The organism is Ruegeria sp. R14_0 (genome assembly GCF_017743975.1).
Taxonomy (GTDB): Bacteria; Pseudomonadota; Alphaproteobacteria; order Rhodobacterales; family Rhodobacteraceae; genus Ruegeria.
The window spans coordinates 1-1,504 of sequence record NZ_JAGHRC010000024.1; the positions used below are offsets into that span (position 1 = coordinate 1).

The following is a 1,504-nucleotide window of genomic DNA, read 5'->3' on the forward strand; positions in this document are numbered from 1 at the left end:
GTCGTCGCCTCAAGGCGCTGAAGCAGCTCGCTGAGGACAGCGTCATCCCCGCCGATCACCCCGTGCCCTGCCTCGTCGATGATAAGCGCAACGCCATCCTTACTTCTGCAACTGAAAACCTCCAGCGCGCGGCGATGCACCCCGCCGACCAGTTCGAGGCTTTTGAGGCGATGATCGCCGAGGGCCGCAGCGAAGACGAGATCGCGCTCAAATTCGGCGTCTCCGTCGACCTGGTGCGCCGCCGCCTCAAACTCGCCCGTGTCGCGCCCGAGATCATCGAGCAGTTCCGCGCGGGTGATCTGACCCTTGAATGCGTGATGGCTTTCACACTGACCGACGACCATGATCGCCAGCTGGCGGTCTGGAACGCAGTGAAGGGCGGCTATCACATCCATCCGCAAAGCATCAAACGCCATCTTACCGAGACCGCCCATTCGGCGAACTCGGCCATCGGGCGCTTTGTCGGCATTGAGGCCTATGAGGCGGCGGGTGGTGTTCTGCTGCGCGATCTCTTCGACGACCGCGCCAGCGCCCATATGGAGAACCCCGAACTCCTAGAGCGTCTCGCCATCGAAAAGCTGCAGGCTGCGGCGAAAACCTTCGAGGGAACGTGGAAATGGGTCGAGGTGCATCTCTCGGTGGATTACGGCGCGTTTCGCAGCTTCGGGCGGGTCTATCCGCAGGACATCGACCCCGATCCGGACCTGCTCACCGAAGAAGAACGTCTCATTGCGCGCGAGGAAGAACTGGCGGCGAAGAATGACGGCGAGGACTGGACGGACGCGGAGACGGAAGAATATTATGCCATCGAGCCGCGCCTGCGCGAGATCGAGGCCCTGCAACGCGAACGGCAGCCTTACGCGGACGAAGATCGTGCCATCGCGGGCGTGGTTCTGACCATCGGTCATGACGGCGCGCTGCGTGTCGAGAAAGGCCTCGTGCGGCCAGAAGATATCCCCGCTGCGGTCGTCCCGAGCGAAAATAGTGCTGACGCGGGTGATGCCCCGTCTCCTGTCCGCCCGAACGTGACGCCGCCAACCTCCTCGACACCGGTGCCCACCTCCGACCCGGCCGCGACCTTGCGCAAGGCGAACGGGATTTCGGCGAGCCTCGCCGACGATCTGCGCGCGACGCGTCAGCATATCCTTCGGGCGCATCTGGCGGCGGATTTCGAGGTGGCGTTCGATGCGATGCTCTACGCGCTCTGCGAGCAGGCTCTGGGGCGGTCCTACAACAACGAGGCGCTCGATATCTCGATCCGGCCCTTCCAGGCGCAGAACCGCGAGGTGCTGCATTCGGATACTGTTGCCCAGAAGATGCTCGAGGCGCTGGAGCAGGGCCTCGCCACCGACTGGATTACGCTGGAGAAGCCCGAAAACTTCCGGGCGATGTCGGCGCTGCCCATTGCCGCCAAGCAGGCGCTTTTCGCCTGGGCGACGGGTCTGGCAGTCAAGCCGCAGCTTTCCTCCGACAATCGCCCCTCCCCGATCATCGAGGAGATCGG

The 1,504-nt window shown here is 63.8% G+C and carries 1 protein-coding gene; it reads left to right on the forward strand.

The features are described from left to right. Window positions 1-1,504: chromosome partitioning protein ParB (locus tag J7416_RS22555; RefSeq protein ID WP_209227943.1), on the forward strand; the 1,504-nt coding region annotated here is incomplete at both ends.